We start from the raw sequence: 16,314 nt of genomic DNA on the forward strand, positions 1-16,314 counted from the left end.
GCGTGTTCAGCTCCTGCTATGCGGCGCTATTGAAAGCCTTTCCAAGGAGGTTTCTCCGAAAGGTGTACGGCTGGTCCGGGTTTCTCCCGGCTGGATCGCCAGTCCCGGCTCCAATGGTCTGGCTCTGCGGATCGCCGAGGAAGCCGGTATCAGCTACGACGCTGCGGTGGATTTGATCATGAAGTCGCTCGGCGACATACCTCTGGGACGACCAGCCGCGCCGGAAGAAGTCGCCGACCTGATCGCGTTCCTTGCATCGGATCGAGCATCGTCCATCACGTGCACGGAACATGTTATCGACGGTGGGACTATTCCGACCGCTTGAACATCAGGTCGTAAGTCGGCCGGTCGCCACCTCCATCCGCTAAAGCGGTACCAATCTCATTTGTTGCGAGTGGCGGCTGCGGCTGAACTTATGGCGCTGCAGCTGTCCGGCCGCGCGGCAGACTTGGGGCCGCCAAAAAAGTCTCCTCCTGTCACATGCACTTCACGCGCTCGTCTATCAGACAATGCTGGCGGAGCTGGAACAACGGTCGATGGACACCGCTTGGACCGCCAACTTTCCCCCAGAAGGCCGCTTTAAGTGCGTTGTGGTCAAGGGAAAAAACTACTGATTTTTCGACATCTCAGATGGTTCCGGTGGGAAATCCCGGCGCTATGTCGGTCCAGCCGAAGATGCTGAGATCACGCGGCGCGTCGAAACACACCAGCAGCAGAAAGATGATCTTCTCGCACGACGACGGATGGTAAGCAGTCTCACTCCTGAAGGCGGGATGATTGCACCGGATACGATGTCAGGAACGGTCGTGGAAGCGCTTGCATCCGGCGGCCTCTTTCGGCTCTTCGGTATGCTCATCGGCGCGGTCGCGTTCCAGACCTATGCGGGCTTGCTCGGTGTTCGATTGCAGGCGGCTGCAATTCTGACCGGAGATGCTGATGTCGCTCAGGATAATGCAGTCTCTCGCGAGGTTGAAGACACGCGTCCGCCCATTGTTGATCTCCTGCAGAACGTTGATCCAAGTTTTCCGCCAGTCCCCCACCGATTAGGTTCGATTGCCTCGTCCGCCTTCCAGAAGGCAACTGGATATCGTGTCGAATTTCTAACTTCGAACCGGGGATCTGATGACTACATCGACCGACCCGCAAGCATGCCTGCTCTTGGTGGCGCAAGTGCGGATCCACTTCGGTTTCTCGACTTCCTGATCAGAGATCCCTTGAGAACGATCCTGTTGCACAAGAGCGGCATCCCAGTGACTGTTCCAGATCCTGCTCGATATGCGGTGCATAAAATGATTGTGGCCACAAGACGCAGAGCCGACGGTCTAGGTGCGGTTAAACGCGACAAAGATATTCGCCAGGCCGAAATCTTTTTGAAGCTCTTTATGAGACCCGCAGAGCGTCCGATTTCCCGATTGCGTTCGAGGAAGCGTGGCAACGTGGGCCAGCGTGGCAAGAGGCTCTTCAGAAGGCTGCAAACAGTATGTTGTCTGCGGAAGGCCAAGATGCGCTTAACCGGATCAGGAGACAAGGTAACACCGAGATCGGTTCAGATCCGCCGGAGGGCTTTCCTTAGAGCACGTAGAAGTCGGCAACGGGTTTACGAATCCAAAATCGCGCATCGGCTTCAAGTTCTTAAGGATACGGTCAGTTTTACGCCGGTTCAACTCCCATCAAGAGCATTGGAGGTCTGCTTCCCACGCCAATTGAAGCATCGGCCTCCCGTTCGAACCAAGTGCGTAAAGACAGCGTACCTAAGCATTTGCAAGGCCTCGCTGAAGGCGGTGGTTGCAGGTTGGGAATCCATCACCCATTTGGCAATGCGAGGGAATTGGGTCTCGTTCCCGTCCAAATGTCTTCACTCTGAAATCCACTCGATCAGCAGGGTCTTGTAACGCGCCAGAGTAGGGTCGGCTGACTGTGGTGAAGTCGATACCAAGCTTGTTGGCAAGTTTGCGCTGCGTTGGAAACCTCCTGCCTTCCGCAAGTCGCCCATTTGGGATGTCCTGAGCCAAAGCGTTCGCAATAGCCAGGTAAATAGGCGCCTCCCAGGTATCAAGCTGAGGCGTCCAGGAGAACTCATCATTCATCCATTAAAATGCATTCAATCGAATCCATTATATGGTCGGTGCATGGGGTTTAAATTTTCCGCAGAATTCAAGAAAAACGGCAACATTAGACACGTTTGATGGTTTTCAACGTCTTTCAACGGCAGCCTTCACGAGGCAGTACCCTGCGACAATATGTGATATACGTCTATTGATCGCAGTATTGTATGTTTTTGTATATGCAGTCAATTTTATTGGAGATATGACATGACCGACGACAGGGCTATGTTGTCACCTATTCACAGCAGATCCGGTGGGCTTGCCTCCCCGCCGTGGGACAGGCTGGCGTTCGTTGTGGTCGTCTTGATATGCGCTGTGGGTGCGGCGTTGGTGGGCATGATCCAGTTTGTTTATTCACCTTCAGTCGGGGTACACCTGTTTGTCGCGCTTCCTCCGGTGCTTTTCGCGTGTCTCTTGCCGTTTTGGCTGGTGAAGCGCTGGCTTGCCAGCGATCGTTTCCGTTTTGAGGCGGACAATATGAAGGGCGACGACGACCGCGTGCGAGAAAAGCCCCTGAATAGCGTGTCGAACGTCGTTACTCTCGGCGCTCAACCAGCCCATGAAACGCTTTGACAGTTGCAGGTAAATCAAGGGCTTTCGCTTAGCCAAAGCTGCTGCCGTCTGCCATAGCTATCCATGCAAGCATGCGCTCGGGCGGGATGAGATCTCAAGACCTGTCGTGATGCACAGAGAGACACAACCATGAATTGGGTACCTATCGTCTTCGTTACGTTCAAGGTTCTGGTCTTGGGAATAGCCATGTTCTTCGCTATCAAGTGGCACTACGATCAGGGGGAGAAGGGGGCAACGCTTGCTATGCTGGGCACCGGCGTCAAGATGACCACTTTCTTCGTTCTCGCGCTACTGATCGTGGCGCTTATCGCCTTTTTCGTAAGCAGCATGCTGGGTTTGGACTTGAGATTCCCTTGATGGCCGACGTCAGTGGTCACTTGGTGTTCGGCGGCCTGAACATTCAGTGACACTTGCAGAACATTGGCCTTTCCTGGCGACGCCCCAAGTTTTGCCCTGGGGCGTCGGAGTGTTTCGGTCGAGTTATTTCAGGCGGGAGGAGACTTTTTCGATCGCCTTGTTGGCACAGGCCTCGTCCAGATTGCCGCCGGGGGCGCCGGCGACGCCGATTGCACCGACTGTTGCGCTACTAGCCTTGACGGGTACGCCGCCTGCAAGAACAAGGAAGCCCGGAATGTCGACAAGGCCGGCCGCGCCAGCGTTTTTGGCGACGTTTTCGGCCATCGTGCTCGTCGGCGTGCGTGAAGACGCTGACGTGAAGGCTTTTGCGGTGGAAGCGTTTGCCGTGTGCGCTCCGGCATTCTCGGCGCGAACGAGAGCGAGCAATACGCCAGAGCGATCGGTTACAGCCGCGGCGACATTGTAGCCTTCCGTCGAGCACGCTGCCACTGCAGCCTGGGCAAGCTCTATAGCCAGCGGGGTGCCGAGGCTGGTCTGCTGGACGACATCCTGGGCAAGAGCCGAGGCGGCGAAAGACGTCGTAAGTGCAAGCGAGAGCAGGGCAGTTTTCATTTTGTCAGCCTTTTGGTTGGTGAGTGGAGTGCAGCCAACCTAGTTGGACAAGTGACGTCACGAAATTCGCACCGCCACCGAAGAGCATCGGTAGGATTACCGATGCTCGGCAAGCCAGATGCGCGTCTGTTCGGCAACGGCTGACGTCCCGAATTTCGCGGCAATGTTGGCGCGGTGGCTATCGACGGTACGCACGGAGACTTCGAGCGCGGCAGCTATGTCCTTGCTTGCAAACCCTTTTGATACAAGCTCGATCACCTCCCGCTCGCGCGCCGTCAGAAGGTCGATCAAATGGCTGTTTTCTCGAAACGCCAGAAATTCGCCAAGCATTGCCTCGCATGAGGTGATCGCTTCCATCAGGACATGTTCATCGACAGGTTTTGTCAGAAAATCCGAAACGCCTGCCTTGAATGCGCGGCGGCAAGCTTCAATGTCGCCATGGCCCGTAATCATGATCGCGGGCCATCCGATGCGCAGATCCGCCAGCTTGTTCATGAGCTGAAGACCGCTCGTCGCCGGCATCCTCAGATCCAGTATGAGAATGCCGGGTTGTGCCTTTTCGATATTCGCCAGCAGGTGCGCAGCATCCGGATATGACGTGACCTCTCTGCCATAGGTCGCAAGCAAAAGCGTCAGGGCCTCACGCACGGAAGGATCGTCGTCTACCAGATAGATCATGGCAACATACCGGTTGGGAGGTGGATGGTAAAACGGGCGCCACCATCATTACATGCTTCGATCGAACCGTTCATCTTTTCCAGAAGACGGGCAGAAAGCGGTAACCCGAGGCCCATGCCCTCTGTCTTGGTCGTGAAGAACGGATCGAATATGCGGTCGAGCGATGAAGGTTCGATGCCGGGACCATTGTCGGCAACCACGATCAGCACCTCGTTTCCTTGCCGCAGGACGTCGACTGTTATGTTCGGGTTCTGTCGATCTGCAACGGCATCGGCGGCGTTCCGGACCAGATTATGAAGAACCTGCTGAAACGAGATCACATCGACGTGGCCGGTTCCGACATTGTCGGACATCGTTACCGCGAGCGCAATGCCGCGCTGTGCCAAGTCGGCTTCGACGAGCCGCAAGGCATCGGTGATTGCCTCGGTCAGGGAAATTTCCTCTATCCGGGCCGGCGCCCCGGACACGTAGGCACGCATGCGGGAAAGGATATCCCCGGCGCGCCTGGCGTCGCGGATGTTCGCATCGATCGCACTTTCCAGGATGTCCGGGCGTTTGATTGCCAATGCACGTTTTGCCGCCTGGCTTTGGCTAAGTATTGCGGCAATCGGCTGAGCGAGTTCGTGGGCGATACCTGAAGCCATTTCACCTATTGCGTTTACGCGACCGGCCTGGGCAAGTTTCGCTTCCTGTTCAAACAACATGGCACGCCGCTCCTGCGACTGTCGCTCCCGGCTGGCATGGCGATACCTCATGATCAGCCATGTGATCGCTGCCAGCCCCGCAAGCAGAGGAAAGGCCAGTTGCGGGGGACAGAGTTCATTCAGTCTGAAACCGCGACTCACCATCAAATGCAGAGGCTGGCTGTGATTGCTGGTGTCCAGCGTGTTGGACGCTGTCAACAATGCATCGGTGCCGCCATTCTTTTCAAAAAGAACGGTATGGTTCAGCGACAACATCGACGAATATTGCGCACCTTCATCGCCCATATCCAGCAAGGCGTCCGTATCGATACGCAAGCGAAGTAGCCGCTTTGGGGCAACCAGTTTGAAGATCTCGTAAGCATGTGGTGTGGTCGCCGGTCGGGCTGAAGTATCGCCGGTCTTTTCAAGGCCGGTCAGATCCAGGATTGGCTGCAGGTCGATGATTTCGGGACCCATAGCTCTTCCATACGATACCGCCCTCACGGTGCCACTGCCGATGGAGATGGTGGCTATGTCGGTAATGCGGGGATAGCGGGTAATGATGTTTTCAGCCAGGCCCTGAATACTGGGCGATGGCTCGTCAGGTGACATGCGAACGACTGCCCCGAGCCCGGACAGGTGAGCGTCATGCTGGGCCAGCCTCTCGGCAAGAAGCATTTCCATGCTCCTTGTCCGCTCCGACAGATCGGAAAGATCCGACGTGTATTGGTAGGCCCCCAGCAGGCCCATGACGGCAAGGCTCATCAGCAACCACACAGCCAAGGCACGAAGAGGAAATACGCCTGCCTGTTTCAGCTGTCTCAACGCCATGGATGTTGTGGTTCTCTCTTGTGCCAATGACCTGGAGGCAAGCAATAGCCTTTTCGTGCGGGACGACAATCCGTAAACCTACCGTCCTCGACGTGATTGCAGCCGGCAGCTGATAGGTGCATGAGGCGTTAGGCGCCGCAAGAAAAATATGGGCGCGCCGTATGCTCGATGTCCACATCCTCGGCTCGCCTGCGATTGCAGTCGCCAATAGACCTCGACGATGGTTCTTGATCGTGCTTTCCTCAGCCTCGGCAATGCATAATCAGAAATGCTCTTCTTGGTAGCATTGGCATCCCGTGAGCGATTGATGACGTGAATGAGGCAGGCCGTGCTCTTCCGGCATCACTTAAAAAGGCTTCTTTCTGCTGAACTTGCAGGCAGTCGGATCCGACCCCACCAAGAGCAAACCGAGGTACTCCCCGCGCCGGAAAGTGATGTGAGTCCTGCGAGGCTATGCTGTTTCGCCCTTCAATCGCACCACATCCTTCGAGGGTGGTAGCCCGAACTGCCGGAAATATTCCAGGCTGAACTCTACCAAGGGCCAGAGCGTCTTTTCGCGGCGATTGCCGACCTCTCCAGCGCAGCCTGACTATCGTATCCAACAAGGAGCCCTCACAGGAAATCGCTCGCATCGGTGCTTCCGACCAAGAACCTAATTCGGCGGAGGCGTTTCCCATAACTAACCAAACCGATCGTTGGTTAACCGAACAGCGATCTGCGCGGGCTGAAACGTAGGATCGAGAATATCGACGCTGTCATTGCCCATCTCCTAAGCGAAAGGTTTGCGGTCACCAAAAAGGTTGGAGACCCTAGTTTTGTGCATGAATAACTGGTTCGGTTTCCAGGCGTCCATGTATGAGGTGGTCTCGAGAAACCGGAAAACAGCCGTATCAAGGGCCGTTTGACGCATAGGCGATGACCTTGCCGTCCTGCCGGACCATGTTGCACAACAACCTGGCATCATCAGGCGGGCCGCGCAAAAGGTTGATCTCGACGGCCTCACCAATGGCGATATTGCCGAGAAAGAACATCTCGCGCTGGCGACTGCCGACAAACGATCCGGGCATGGCTGCTTCGAGGGTGCCTGAAAAGAACCTCTGGAAATGCGCGAAATACAAGAGGCCAGCACCATTGAAGTCTTCTCTGGCATCCGGGACAAGGCGCGCGAGCAGCGTTGCTTGTCCGTCATGCGGCAAACCTGTTTGAGCATCAAACTGGCCGCGTCTGATAGCGGACGCGCGCTGTGCGAGCGCGCTTTCGCCATAACGCGCCGGTGCGTCGCGGCAGGGCTCGGCGCGCATCAGCGCGTGATTGTCTCCCGGCCGCCGTCTGATAATGAAGGCCGAGACGATCTCGACGTCGCAGATCGAAAGCGTACCGATCTGCAGGCGATGGCGGCTTGAATGCTGATTACGCGACAGTGCGGTCAAAGACGACCGGATTTCGAGTATGTCGTTGGCGCGCGCCCTGGAAAAATCCGCATCGCGCAGCGCCGTGGCGCAGATGGATGCATAGGCCTCGCCGCCATCACCGGTGCGGAAATCGGCATTTTCCATCTGCAGGTGACGGGCCAGCATGATCCAGTGCCGATGCCCGAGTTCCTTCATCAGCCAGGTTTCCGAAAGCCCGGTGGGGGTGAGATGCGGCATGCCGAGAAGCATGTACGGATCAAGCGCCCGCTCCATCAGCTCGCGGGAGGAGGGCGCACCGATCCGGGTGTCTATAACGGCAAGGTTCATGATCACCGGCCGGCCATCTGCTTGAGCGCGGGTTGCAGCCCGCCCAGATAACCAGTGAGATGGGTCACGACATGTTCGGCGTCCTTGCCGACGGCGAGAAAGCGCCCTGACCCCCAGGTCCACAGCCAGGGCAAACCCAGAACGTAAATGCCGTCAATGCCGGTCACACCACGCTGCTGCACGGGATAACCCGTTCCATCGAAGATCGGCAGGCCGACATAGGACCAGTCCGGAGTAAATCCCGTGGCCCAGATTACCGAGGTGACGCCTTCATGTGCAAGATCGAGTTCTGTCGGTTCGCATTCCGGCTCCCAAAGCGGAAGATAGGGGCTGCCAGCCGGCGCATCGATGCCTTTTTCGGCAATGTACCGGTCGATCAGGCCATTGATGCCATTATAGACGCGATCGGCATTGTCGAGATTGCTTTTGAGATTGGCGGCGAACAGCATCTTTCCGTTCGCCACGCCTTCCATGCGGCCGTAAAGCTCCATTCCTTCCAGAGCGAATTTCCGCAGGTCGATGTCGCGGCCGCCATCGCGGCCGGTCAGGTAATGATTGGTATCATGCTTTTTCTTGGTCATGCCTTCATGGGCGACCGTGATGTCATACTGGCCGACATCGGCCAGCCAATCGACCACGTCGCGGCCACGGTAGAAGCGGGCGCAGCGCGGCGCATTGCCGGTCACCATGTGAACTTTCCGGCCGGCAAGATGCAGGTCCTCGGCGATCTGGCAGCCGGACTGGCCCGAGCCGACGACCATGACGGCACCCTCTGGCAATTGCGCGGGGTTGCGATAGTCGGCGGTATGGATCTGGATAATACTGTCCGACAGGCGCTCGGCTGCACGCGGCACTGCCGGCCGACTGTAGAGACTGGTGGCGAGCACGACACTGTCGGCCGTGACGGTGCCGGCCGATGTCTCCACCGTGAAGCCGCCGCCAGCCATCTTCTCGACGGATGTGACGCTCGTCCCTTCCAATACCGGCGCATCCACCTTCTTCACGAAGTGGTCAACATAGGCGATGATCTGGTCCTTCACCATGAAACCATGCGGATCCTCGCCGTCATAGGGATGATCGGGCAACTGGCACTGCCAGTTCGGCGTGACCAGGCAAAATGCATCCCAGCGCTCGTCCTTCCACTTGTGGGCGACGGTCTTCTTTTCGAAGACGACATGGTCGATACCGTGCGTCTTCAGGTAATGGCTGGCGGAAAGCCCGGCCTGCCCGCCGCCGATGACGACGGTGCTGTAATGCTGCTTTAAGTAATGGAGCATGGACTGGGCCTTTCAGAGAATGAAGCTGTTGCAGCGGACGCGGGCATCCGTATCGCTCAGGAAGGCGGCGGCGGCGCTTTCGATGCGGGCGAGCTGGTCGTTGGCCGACGAGCAGGCAAATCCGAATTTCGCCTCGACGCGGTCGCTGGCGATGGTCAACGCCTTGCGGCTGCGATCTACGAAATCCACGACCGGATAGCTTTCGCCCTCGGTAAAGAAATCGCGGATGATCAGGGAAGGCGAATAGCAGCTCTCTTCCTGACCATCGGGCCAAGTGATGACAAAACGCATTTCAGGCATTGGCAGCCTCCTTCAATGTTGCGTAGGTGGGCAAATGGGCCTCGGCGACACGGCGCCAGCTGAAACGGCCGGCGACCTCCAGCCCGCGGGCGATGACTCTGTCGCGGATCTGGGGGAGCAGTGACAGCGCCATGGCTTCTGCTATCGAGGCCGAGTGATGCGGATCGCACCAGATGGCGTCGTCGCTGCTCAGATATCCGGTAAACGGCGCAATCGACGGCACGATGGTGGGCACGCCGCTCGCCATCGCTTCCAATACGACAAGGCCGAATCCTTCCTTCAGCGAGGGAAAAACCAGAGCGTCGGCAAGCCGGTAGAGGTTGGGCATGTCGCCATCCGCCACCGCTCCGATCACGTGAACGGCGGCCGCATCCGACCGCAATGCCCGCAGATGGGACTGGAACTCCTCCTGGTAATCGCGGTGGTCGAGCAGGGACACGCCGCCGGCTATGACCAGTTGGGCAAGAGGTTCCACGGCGCGCAACTGCCGGAAGGCGTCGAGGATGCCGAGTGTGTTCTTGCGCGACTCGATGCCGCCGATGCTGAGAAAGACAGGGCCGGAATGCAGGCCGAGCCGGTCGTGCAGTTCGGCCTGTTCACCATTCCATGTTGGCGCAAAGCGTTGCGTATCAACACCGTTGCCGACCACGACGGAGCTGATGCCCCGATTGGTGCGCAAGGTTGCCTGCCACATTTCGCTGACGGAGAAAAACCGGTCGGCCCTATCGATGGAACGGTCCTGCAATTGCATCAGCTTTGGGTCGGAAAACGTGTCGATGTGATGCACGGTGCGGACGAAGGCGGGGATCAGACCGCGTTCCTTCAATGTCGCCAGCGCGTTGCCGGAAATGCCGTCATGGGCATGAAACATGTCGAAGTCCCGCGCTGCGGGGCTTTGGAAATATTGCACGTAGTCGGAGATGCGCTGCTCGACCATGCCAGTCATGTCCGATGCGGCGGGGTCGACGGAGAAACAGACTGTCTGACAACGTGGTTTGCGGAAGAATCCTCGGTCTCGGGCATCGGGAGCATGCAGCACAACCTCATGCCCGATGTCCGTAAGTCCTTCCGAAAGATGCATCGCATGCACAACGCCGCCACGCGGGTTGGTGGAATGAGTGAGCATGGCAATGCGTAGACGCCGGCTCATGCCGCATGCTCCTTATGGCGCAATTGCATCAGCGGGTTGGTTAAGTAGTCGCGGATGACTGCCCGCTCGTCACCATCCGATATGGTGACATACGTGCCGGCTGTGACCGTACCTATGGGGGCAGCGGTTATGTTGCGTTCCGCAAAACGGGACAGCACTGCCTTGACGTTGTCGGGCGAAACAGAAAGCAGGTATCCATAACTCGGGAAGGTCGCCAGCCAGCGGTCGAGTGTAACATTGGCGGGGAGGGGAATGGTGGAAACATCGATCTCGATACCGACGCCGGAACATTCTGCCAGCATGATGGCGGTGCCGACTATACCACCCTGACTGATATCCTTGGCGGCAAGCGACAATCCCGATTCTGCAATCTGCGGCAGGATGTCCAGATCGCCGCGCAACCGTGCAGACGGCGCGTCGGTTGCCGCTTCCCAGTTGTTGAAGGGTTCGCGGTAGCGGCCACGATGGTCGATCGCGGCAACCAGAATATCGCCCGGCTTCGCATCGAAACTGGTCAGCAGCTTTTTGGCCCTGCCAAGGATGGCGACGGACAGCTGCCCGCGATCGGTGCGGATATTGGTATGTCCACCGACGATCGGCACGCCGAACGTTTCGGCGGCTGCCCGCATGCCGGCAAGTACCGGGGCTGCTTCCGCCTCACCGTTGGCCCAGACAGCATCGACGACCGCAACCGGCCGGCCGCCCATGGCCACCACGTCGGATATGTTGACCATGACGCCGCACCAGCCTGCAAACCAGGGATCGGCGGCGACGAATTCGTTGATGAAGCCCTCGATTGCAAACAGCAGATAACCGTCACCATCCGGGATGGCAGCGCAGTCGTCGCCAACGGGAACGGCTTTGCCACCAAGGCCGAGGCTTGCCGCGACGCCGCCTATATCCTGTTTTGCGGCAATGCCGCTGCTGGACCGCAATCGTGCGGCAAGGGCTTCGATATCGATGCTGCCCATGTCATGCCGCCTTTTTCGCGAGCGCGACAAAACCCGCTTCGGGCGTGGCGCAGGGTGGATACCATGCCAGGTCCGCCTTCATCCGAAGATGCGGCTTGCCGTAGATCTCGAATTCCTCGACCACATCCCAATGCAGGCGACGGAACAGAAGCCCGTTCTGAACCTGCACATTGGCGAAAAACGTGTGGCAGCCCATTGCGTTGGCGGAGGAGACCGCGAGCTTGATGAGGGTCGCGCCCAGTGCGCCGACCTTGCGAAAATCCTCGTGCACGGCAAGCCGCGAACCCCACCACACACCCGGCTCGGCCTCGTGAATGCGAACCGTTCCAACCAGCCTGTCGGCGGCGATCCCCAGCATCGAGAGCGCAACGATCGGGATGGCGTGATCGTCGATCGCATCACGGTCGTCATCTTCGAATATCTGCTGTTCGCGGCAGAAGACAAAACGGCGCAAGGCGTGCGCTTCGTCGCGCTCCCAGTTCGAGGTGGCAAACTTCACCTGGAATTCGTTCGAACGATAAGGTGCAAAGGGTTCGAGCATCATTTGGTCAGCATCCTTTCATAGGTGGAAAGGGCAGAGCAGGCGCCGCATTTGCCGCAGCCGGCCTTGATATCGACGGCCTTCAAGCCGCTGGTCACCAGCATTTTCGACAGCGGGCCGAGGATCGAATGCATAAAATCGGGTTTCGGGGAGGGGTGGCTTTCGAGCGGCGTTCCCGAAATCGGCACGAAGGGCACGACGAATGGATAGACACCGATCGCCACCAGCTTTTCGCAGATATCGAGAATTGCTTCGCGGGTATCGCCGAGACCTGCGAGAATATAGGTCGACACCTGGCCGCGGCCGAAAACCTCGACTGCCGCCTTGAACGACGTCATGTATTTTTCGATTCCCACCTGCGCCTTGCCGGGCATGATGCGGGCACGGATTTCCGGCGTTACGACTTCCAGATGCATGCCGAGCGCATCGACGCCTGCCTCCTTCATGCGAGTGAACCAGATGTCGTCCTCGGGCGGTTCACATTGCGCCTGGATGGGAATGTCGACCGCCGCCTTGATGGCGCGCGCACTTTCCGCCAGCACGGCCGCACCGCGATCGTCGCCCTTCGGCGTGCCGGTCGTCATCACCATATGCTTGACGCCGTCGAGTTCGACGGCCGCCTTTGCGACTTCGGCGAGTTGGGCCGGCGTCTTGTGCGCCACCGTGCGGCCTGCCGCAAGCGACTGGCCGATGGCGCAGAACTGACAGGTTTTCGTGCGGCTCTGATAGCGGATGCAGGTCTGCAGCACCGTCGTCGCCAGCACGTCGCGACCATGCAGGACCGCAATCTGCGAATAGGGCACGCCATCTGCAGTCGAGCGTTCATAGAAGCGGGGGCGCAGCGGAAACGATACCTCGCCGATCACCCGGCCGTCGCGGCTGATGCGGCTGTTGCCGGCATCGTCCGGCTTTTCCACCAGATAGGGACTTTCGAACGCGGGGGCGGTGTGGACCGGCACCATCACCGTCATGCCATCGATCGTCAGCGCCTTGTGGTCGGAAGGGCCGGCGCCGCCACGACGGCTTTCATGGCCGGCCTTGGGATCAACCAGCCGTGCTCCGAAGGACTGCAACTCGTTGATCAGCGTTTCGGTCGAAAGCTGCGTCCGTGTGTTCGTTGTGTCCATCGGTGTTGCTCCCTGTCGGTGCGATGTGAGAAGAGGAAGGATGCGAAGCGACCATCGGCACGGTCGGCCGGTCGTCGATGACGAGATGCAGGAGTTCGGGGCGGGCATAATGGCCGACCGAGTCCATCATCCGCTTGCGCTTGACGATCAGGCTCATGTCGAGATCGGCGATCAAAATGCCTTCGCCTTCGGTGATCGGATCTGCCAGATGTTTGCCTTCTGGCGAGATGATCGCCGTCATGCAGCCGCCGCGCAGCGCCTTTTGCAGGCCCTGATCCGGCGTGATCGAGACGATCTGTTCGTCGCTCAGCCAGCCGGTGGCATTGACGACGAAGCAGCCACTTTCCAGCGCGTGGTGACGGATGGTGACTTCCATCTGGTCGGCAAAGATTTGACCGACCATCGAGCCGGGAAATTGCGCGATGTGGATGTCTTCGTGCTGGGCCATCAGGGCGTAGCGGGCGAGTGGATTGTAATGTTCCCAGCAGGCCAGCGCGCCGATGCGGCCGACCTTGCTGTCGACGACCCTCAGCCCCGACGCAGCGCCCTGGCCCCAGATCATCCTTTCATGGAAGGTCGGCGTGATTTTGCGGCGCTTGAGGATCATGCGGCCATCGGCGTCGAACACGATCTGGCTGTTATAGAGCGTGCCGTGATCCCGCTCGTTGACGCCAAGCGCTACGACGATACCGTGTTCGCGCGCAGCCGAGGCCACCGCATCCGTGGTCGCACTTGGCACGGCCACCGCTTCTTCATAGAGGCGCACATGTTCACGTCCCGACAGGACCGGCGGCAGCACGAAGGAAAAATACGGATACCAGGGAACAAGGGTCTCCGGAAAAACGATCAGTTCCGCGCCATTGGCGGCCGCGTCGTGAATGGTCTCGAGAACGCGGGCCAGCGTCTTTTCCCGCGAGGTCAGGTCCGGCGCAATCTGCGCGGCGGCGGCGCGAACCGTGTTTTTTCTGTCCATGGAAAAATCCTTCGTTAGGGTTGAAGGAAGCATAGCTCCCGACAGCCGGGGGAACCCGGAAGAGGGCTCCCCCGCGCTCGGTCAGAGTGTCCAGGTGTCGAGGATGACGGCCCCATCGCGGCGGTGGATGAGCATGAGGTCGAGCACGTCGAGCGGGCTGATCGGCGTGATGCCTGGGATCAGTGCGGGCTCGCCATGTCCATAGAGCGCCTGCAGCGCGAAACGGCAGGCATAGACCTTGCCGCCCTCTTCAAGGAAACCCTTGATCTGGTTGTTGAAGTTGAGATGGCCCGGAAAGGCTTCCGCGCCGAGCTTGGGAAAGCCGCGCTGGATGCCCAGCGTGACGCCGGGACCATACAGCAGGATCGATGTGTCGTAGCCCTTGCGCTTCAAGCGTTTGGCCTGCAGCAGGTTGACGAGGCCGATCGAGCCTTCGAAGGCGACGGTATGGAAGGTGATGAGGGCTTTCTCGCCCTCTTTCGCCTGAACGTCTTCAAAGACCTTCTCTTCGTAATCGACGAAGAAGTCTCCGTCAGCATGGGCCGGGGCTGTGATTGCGGGCATGAATGGCTCCTGTTTTGAAGTCAGACCCCGTCGCGGGGCGCAACCATTCAATTGCAATCACCGTGCCAATATTGGTTTTGCCTAAAATAAATTCAGATTCGCGAAAAAGCCGATCATTTACGCAGTCAATTTGGCATTAGTCATTTTTATCTGTCAAAAAAGCCGCAGAAATATGCCTTTTATCAGATCGCTCATGCTTCACATGAATGCATTCAATATGCTGTCATTGTAGATTTATCGTGGCATTTCCTGCGGACCCCGCCTGCGGCAATTTTTCCGATGACATCGCCAGTCCGCAACAATATACAGTCAATGATACGCGTAAATGGATATGCCGCATGAAGACCTGGATGCCCGATCTGAGCCGCAGCAGCGGCCCCCGTTACATGGCGATCGCCGATGTGATCGAAATGGATCTTCGCAGCGGCCATCTGGTTGTCGGAGACAGGTTGCCGCCGCAGAGAGAATTGGCAAGGCGGCTGGAAATCGATTTCACCACCGTTGCGCGTGGCTATGTGGAGGCGCAGAAGCGTGGCCTGGTCAGTACGCATGTGGGGCGTGGCACTTTCGTGACCGGCGGGGTGGAGAAGGAGCGCCTGGGATTTGTATCGAATGCGGCGCCTGATCCCCGCCGCAGCGCGGCCATCGATCTTTCGATGAACATGCCGCCGGAACCGGATGATCCTGAGCTTATTGCCCGCATGCGCGAGGGATTGTCCTCCGTTGCGACGAACATGATCTCGCTTCTGCGCTACCAGGGTTTTGGCGGCGCGGGCATGGACAAGGATGCGGCAGCCTCGTGGCTCAGCCGGCGCGGGCTCGTGCCCTCGCAGGAACGCATCTTCGTGACCCCGGGCGCTCACCCGGCCTTGCTGGCAATTTTCGGCATGCTGGCAAAACCGGGCGAGATCGTATTCTCCGAAAACATTACCTATCCGGGCATGCGTTCGATCGCGGCGCAACTGGGTTTGAACCTCATCGGTCTGCCGATGGACGAGCACGGCATCGTTCCCGAGGCGTTTGCGCAGGCCTGCGAACGGTCAAAGCCCAAGGCGCTTTATCTCAATCCGACCTTGCAGAACCCCACGACGCTGACCATTCCGCAGAAACGACGCGAGGAAATCTGCGCTGTTGCCCGCAAATACCATGTGCCGATCGTCGAGGACGATGCTTACGGTTTTATTCCGCTTCACAGTCCAGCGCCGCTGGCGGCCATGGCGCCCGATTTGACCTGGCATATCGGCGGCCTCGCCAAGTGCATCGGTGCAGGGCTGCGACTTGCCTTCGTGGTCGCTCCCGACACAAAGGCGGCATGGCCGTTCATCAGCGCCATGCGGGCCAACAATGTATCGGCCTCGCCGCTGACCGTGGCACTGGCGACGCGCTGGATCGAGGATGGCACGGCCGACAGCATTCTGCGCTTCATCCGCACAGAAGCCGCCGCGCGGCAGGATATGGTCGCAACCATTCTGCCGGAGGGCAGCTACCGCGCCGATCCGATCAGCTTCAACATCTGGCTGCCGCTCGGTCAGGGCTGGACCCGCTCGACCTTTGGCTCCCACATGCGCACATCGGGGCTGGGGGTTGTCGCAAGCGACGCATTCACGGTGGATGGCGCCGCGGCAGAGGCTGTCAGGGTGTGCCTGGGTGGACCGATTTCACGCGCAAAGCTGAGAGGCGCGCTGGAGTTCATGGGCCATGCGCTGGAGGGATCGCCCGAACGGGTCGGTACATTCTTCTGAAGAAAAACCGGGCGAGGAAGCTCGATGAATGGCTGAAAGCTGCCAGTGCCGGCTTGTCGCATCGCTTGCCGGCTGCGTCGCAAGGCCCATT

At 58.8% G+C, this 16,314-nt stretch carries 16 protein-coding genes and 2 pseudogenes; 5 read left to right on the forward strand and 13 right to left on the reverse strand.

The window, feature by feature from the left end; translation table 11 throughout:
- Positions 1-31: 31 nt before the first annotated feature.
- Both EDF70_RS26535 and EDF70_RS26540 read left to right on the forward strand, forming a co-directional pair.
- Positions 32-325, forward strand: a pseudogene (locus tag EDF70_RS26535) (SDR family oxidoreductase); the annotation flags it as partial.
- Positions 326-509: 184 nt separating this feature from the next.
- Positions 510-1,573: pseudogene (locus EDF70_RS26540) on the forward strand (GSU2403 family nucleotidyltransferase fold protein).
- A 178-nt stretch (positions 1,574-1,751) separates the two neighbouring features.
- On the opposite strand, the gene EDF70_RS30750 reads toward EDF70_RS26540, so the two are convergent.
- Positions 1,752-2,087 (reverse strand): GntR family transcriptional regulator, encoded by a 336-nt coding sequence (locus EDF70_RS30750; RefSeq protein ID WP_132280206.1) that lies wholly within the window; start codon positions 2,085-2,087, stop codon positions 1,752-1,754.
- 225 nt (positions 2,088-2,312) lie between these two features.
- Here EDF70_RS30750 and EDF70_RS26550 point away from each other — a divergent pair, with 225 nt between their 5' ends.
- The gene (locus EDF70_RS26550) at positions 2,313-2,678 is read left to right on the forward strand and encodes a hypothetical protein (RefSeq protein WP_132280209.1); all 366 of its coding nucleotides are present in this window, start codon (positions 2,313-2,315) and stop codon (positions 2,676-2,678) included.
- 186 nt (positions 2,679-2,864) lie between these two features.
- Positions 2,865-3,035, forward strand: coding sequence for a hypothetical protein (locus EDF70_RS26555; RefSeq protein WP_245519380.1), 171 nt, complete (start codon positions 2,865-2,867; stop codon positions 3,033-3,035).
- Between the two features lie 123 nt (positions 3,036-3,158).
- On the opposite strand, the gene EDF70_RS26560 is transcribed toward EDF70_RS26555, so the two are convergent.
- The 12 genes from EDF70_RS26560 to EDF70_RS26615 form a co-directional block, all read right to left on the reverse strand.
- Positions 3,159-3,647, reverse strand: coding sequence for a heme-binding protein (locus EDF70_RS26560; RefSeq protein WP_132280215.1), 489 nt, complete (start codon positions 3,645-3,647; stop codon positions 3,159-3,161).
- Between the two features lie 96 nt (positions 3,648-3,743).
- Positions 3,744-4,325, reverse strand: coding sequence for a response regulator (locus EDF70_RS26565; protein WP_132280218.1), 582 nt, complete (start codon positions 4,323-4,325; stop codon positions 3,744-3,746).
- Entirely contained in the window at positions 4,322-5,773 is a 1,452-nt protein-coding gene (locus EDF70_RS26570; protein WP_245519389.1) for an ATP-binding protein, read from the reverse strand. The genes EDF70_RS26565 and EDF70_RS26570 overlap by 4 nt, the downstream gene beginning before the upstream one ends.
- A gap of 956 nt (positions 5,774-6,729) precedes the next feature.
- Entirely contained in the window at positions 6,730-7,578 is an 849-nt protein-coding gene (locus tag EDF70_RS26575; RefSeq protein ID WP_132280224.1) for a Pnap_2097 family protein, read from the reverse strand.
- A 2-nt stretch (positions 7,579-7,580) separates the two neighbouring features.
- Positions 7,581-8,855, reverse strand: a complete 1,275-nt coding sequence (locus tag EDF70_RS26580) for an MSMEG_0569 family flavin-dependent oxidoreductase (RefSeq protein WP_132280227.1) — start codon at positions 8,853-8,855, stop codon at positions 7,581-7,583.
- Positions 8,856-8,867: 12 nt separating this feature from the next.
- Positions 8,868-9,155 carry an MSMEG_0570 family nitrogen starvation response protein gene (locus EDF70_RS26585; RefSeq protein ID WP_132280230.1) on the reverse strand — a complete coding sequence of 96 codons (288 nt, stop codon included), beginning with the start codon at positions 9,153-9,155 and terminating at the stop codon, positions 8,868-8,870.
- The gene (locus EDF70_RS26590) at positions 9,148-10,305 is read right to left on the reverse strand and encodes an MSMEG_0565 family glycosyltransferase (RefSeq protein ID WP_132280233.1); all 1,158 of its coding nucleotides are present in this window, start codon (positions 10,303-10,305) and stop codon (positions 9,148-9,150) included. Before EDF70_RS26590 ends, EDF70_RS26585 begins: the two co-directional genes overlap by 8 nt.
- The gene (locus tag EDF70_RS26595) at positions 10,302-11,276 is read right to left on the reverse strand and encodes a sll0787 family AIR synthase-like protein (RefSeq protein WP_132280236.1); all 975 of its coding nucleotides are present in this window, start codon (positions 11,274-11,276) and stop codon (positions 10,302-10,304) included. Before EDF70_RS26595 ends, EDF70_RS26590 begins: the two co-directional genes overlap by 4 nt.
- Before the next feature lies 1 nt (position 11,277).
- Positions 11,278-11,820, reverse strand: coding sequence for an MSMEG_0567/Sll0786 family nitrogen starvation N-acetyltransferase (locus EDF70_RS26600; RefSeq protein ID WP_132280239.1), 543 nt, complete (start codon positions 11,818-11,820; stop codon positions 11,278-11,280).
- Positions 11,817-12,944, reverse strand: a complete 1,128-nt coding sequence (locus tag EDF70_RS26605; protein ID WP_132280242.1) for an MSMEG_0568 family radical SAM protein — start codon at positions 12,942-12,944, stop codon at positions 11,817-11,819. The genes EDF70_RS26600 and EDF70_RS26605 overlap by 4 nt, the downstream gene beginning before the upstream one ends.
- Positions 12,862-13,917: a Nit6803 family nitrilase gene (locus tag EDF70_RS26610; protein ID WP_132280246.1), complete on the reverse strand. Its 1,056-nt coding sequence runs from the start codon at positions 13,915-13,917 to the stop codon at positions 12,862-12,864. The genes EDF70_RS26605 and EDF70_RS26610 overlap by 83 nt, the downstream gene beginning before the upstream one ends.
- An 81-nt stretch (positions 13,918-13,998) precedes the next feature.
- Positions 13,999-14,481: an MSMEG_0572/Sll0783 family nitrogen starvation response protein gene (locus EDF70_RS26615; RefSeq protein WP_132280249.1), complete on the reverse strand. Its 483-nt coding sequence runs from the start codon at positions 14,479-14,481 to the stop codon at positions 13,999-14,001.
- A gap of 338 nt (positions 14,482-14,819) precedes the next feature.
- Here EDF70_RS26615 and EDF70_RS26620 point away from each other — a divergent pair, with 338 nt between their 5' ends.
- Positions 14,820-16,223: a PLP-dependent aminotransferase family protein gene (locus tag EDF70_RS26620; RefSeq protein ID WP_132280252.1), complete on the forward strand. Its 1,404-nt coding sequence runs from the start codon at positions 14,820-14,822 to the stop codon at positions 16,221-16,223.
- Positions 16,224-16,314 lie beyond the last annotated feature (91 nt).

The organism is Neorhizobium sp. JUb45 (assembly GCF_004343585.1).
In the GTDB taxonomy this organism is placed as follows: Bacteria; Pseudomonadota; Alphaproteobacteria; order Rhizobiales; family Rhizobiaceae; genus Neorhizobium.